Origin of the sequence: Protofrankia sp. Cas8, assembly GCF_963555845.1 — a bacterium.
In the GTDB taxonomy this organism is placed as follows: domain Bacteria; phylum Actinomycetota; class Actinomycetes; order Frankiales; family Frankiaceae; genus Protofrankia.
Genome location: NZ_CAUVXI010000221.1, coordinates 6,991 through 9,257, shown reverse-complemented (window position 1 = coordinate 9,257; position 2,267 = coordinate 6,991). Strand labels below are relative to the sequence as shown.

Here is a 2,267-nt window from a genome sequence, read left to right as displayed (position 1 = left end):
CGGTCGCCGCGGTGTGCCGGGCGTCATGCAGCCGGGCGTCTCGCAGGCCGGCTGCGACCAGCAGGTCTTTCCACTCGTGGTAGTCGGTTCCCGGGTTGAGCGGGCAACCGGTCTCGGTCGCGAACAGCCACCCGCCGTCCTGCCCGCCGGGCCCTTCACCGGCACCCCCGAAGAAGCCCTGGACTGCGCCTGCGAGCTGTACCTGTCCACCCCCGGCATCTAACCGGCCCCACACCGTGCGCCCAGGTGTCAACCCCCGAAGGACTTACGGGCGAGACCACTAAGCCGTGGGATACCGCGGCAGGTGCCATCATCGCTCGGGAGGCGGGCGCGAAAGTGGTCGACATTGACGGCAGCGACCACACATCCGACTCGAAAGCGACTATTGCGGCAACGCCAGATCTCCTCGATGAGGTTCTCACGCTTGTCCGGGATGCCACCGAGCCGGCCACGGTCTGACCCCGGTAACCCCCATCACCGTCGCGGTGTCTCTGCACTTCGAGTGGCTGGCCGAGGTCGTCGACCCGGACGGCCGGTCGTCTCGGCACCTTGCTGATGCAGTAGAGACGTTGCGAGAGACAGACGGAGGGCGAACGTGAACGACAAGTCGTCGGTGCTGGTAGTGATCGACGTTCAGAACGGATTCCTGACCGAGCATTCGCAGGCAGTCGTACCGGTCATCGTGGAGCTTGTCCAACGTTGGCAGGCCGCTGGTGGCGACATCGTCTTCACGCGGTACCTCAACTTCCCAGGCAGTCAGTACGAGCGGCTGTTGGGCTGGACCGAGCTATCCGAGTCACCCGCAACCGACATCGTTGATGAGCTGGCATCCTGTGCCGAGATGGCAACCGCGATCGTCGATAAGACGATCTATACTCTGTTCAATGAGGAAGGCGCCGCACTGGTCAAGAAACGCGCCTGGACTGATCTTTATATCTGCGGCATCGACACGAACAGCTGTGTTCTCAAGACGGCCGTCGACGCGTTCGAGCGCGACCTGACACCATGGATCGTGACTGACGCAAGCGCGAGTCACTCGTCGCGCAGCACCCCTACCGCTCGAAGATGTCGTGGGTGCCGATCCGCAACCAGATGATGTGCGGGCCGGGCTTGCCCGGGATCGGCTCGCCGTACTCCCACAGCGCCCGGCCGTTGCGCGCCCACGTCATCTCGTACACACCAGGCTCAGACTTGAAGCCCTTCACGCGCAGCTTCGGGTGAAACGAGCCCGACCTCAGCCCGTCGCAGAACAGCCGACGCGCCCGGATGAACGCGGCCTGCTCTGCGGAGCTGAGACGCGCGTACTCCGCCAGAAACCGTGCGGCGGGGTCAAAGGTCGGCATGCCGCACACGATAGGTGCGGATGCTGACAATGCCCATCTCCGCGGGCGTGTCGGAGATAACTGCGAACCATCCGCGGCCGGGCTGTTCAGCTGGCCTGTGGGTACGGCTCCGCGGACAGCGAGGCAAGAAGCGCGTCGAACTCGTTTTCGTCGTTGCAGCGGATGAACCGCCCGGCCGCGATGTCCTCGCGCGCCTCGTCGATCGCCTGGTGGGTGGCGGGGTCGGGCTCATCCACCCACTCGTGCGGCTCCGGGTACGGCCAAGCGTCGGGTTGTGTCACGTCCCTCCTCGCCTCCCCTGGGCAGTCGGCTTCCGGATCGTCCCCACGGGCGTGGGGACGGCCCTTTCGAAGAGCATGCCCACACATGAGGGCACTTACAAGAACCGCGCGGGGTGACTCTTGCACGGACGTGCAAGGGATCCGAACGAAGGTCGTCGGTTGCGCCCGGCGAGCGTCAGGACGGTGACGTACCGATGGCTGATCGCCGACCATGCGGCGTTGAAGATGTCGATGTCACAGCGGTGGTACTGGATCTGACGCGGGTCGGTACCTCAGCGCGGACGAAGCGCCCCGTCGAAGCGACCGTGTGCGTTATCCCATCGGATCGTGTCGAGATCGTTTCCAAACTTGATCGGGATCCGTCGGCACGGTGGCCGACAACTCCCGTCGAGCAACAGTAGTTGGACGGCTTCATTCGGTTACAGATCCCCGATTCGAGGCCGTGCCAACTTTCCCTACTTGTTCAAGTCCGCTGGTCTCCTCCGCCGACCGGGCACCCGAGGGCTACCCCGGAACCTCCCGACCACGCAAGGGCCGACAGCGAAGATCGAACTCAAGTAGACGCCGGCCCTTGCCCGGCCGGGAGAACCCGGGGTAGGGCAAGCCTGCCCGACCGACGGAGGAGACCAGCTCAGCCCAGGGT

The 2,267-nt window shown here is 64.9% G+C and carries 4 protein-coding genes and 1 pseudogene; 2 read left to right on the top strand and 3 right to left on the bottom strand.

Annotated features, from left to right (window positions below):
* Positions 1-118 (bottom strand): annotated as a pseudogene (locus tag U9977_RS27245) (site-specific integrase); the annotation flags it as partial.
* A 128-nt stretch (positions 119-246) separates the two neighbouring features.
* Here U9977_RS27245 and U9977_RS22975 point away from each other — a divergent pair.
* Together U9977_RS22975 and U9977_RS22970 are read left to right on the top strand one after the other, a co-directional pair.
* Positions 247-459, top strand: a complete 213-nt coding sequence (locus U9977_RS22975; protein ID WP_322751363.1) for an inositol monophosphatase family protein — start codon at positions 247-249, stop codon at positions 457-459.
* 136 nt (positions 460-595) lie between these two features.
* Complete coding sequence (locus U9977_RS22970; RefSeq protein WP_322751362.1) at positions 596-1,096, top strand: cysteine hydrolase; 501 nt, start codon at positions 596-598, stop codon at positions 1,094-1,096.
* On the opposite strand, the gene U9977_RS22965 is transcribed toward U9977_RS22970, so the two are convergent.
* A complete protein-coding gene (locus U9977_RS22965) occupies positions 1,053-1,343 on the bottom strand; it encodes a hypothetical protein (RefSeq protein WP_322751361.1) in 291 nt (96 codons plus the stop codon). The two genes, U9977_RS22970 and U9977_RS22965, sit on opposite strands and share 44 nt — an antisense overlap.
* 86 nt (positions 1,344-1,429) lie before the next feature.
* Entirely contained in the window at positions 1,430-1,624 is a 195-nt protein-coding gene (locus U9977_RS22960) for a hypothetical protein (RefSeq protein ID WP_322751360.1), read from the bottom strand.
* Between the last annotated feature and the right edge of the window lie 643 nt (positions 1,625-2,267).

What these genes read in the sequence shown, in the direction of transcription:
- U9977_RS22965 (WP_322751361.1), bottom strand. Translation starts at nt 1,343, where the DNA reads ATGCCGACCTTTGACCCCGCCGCACGGTTTCTGGCGGAGTACGCGCGT.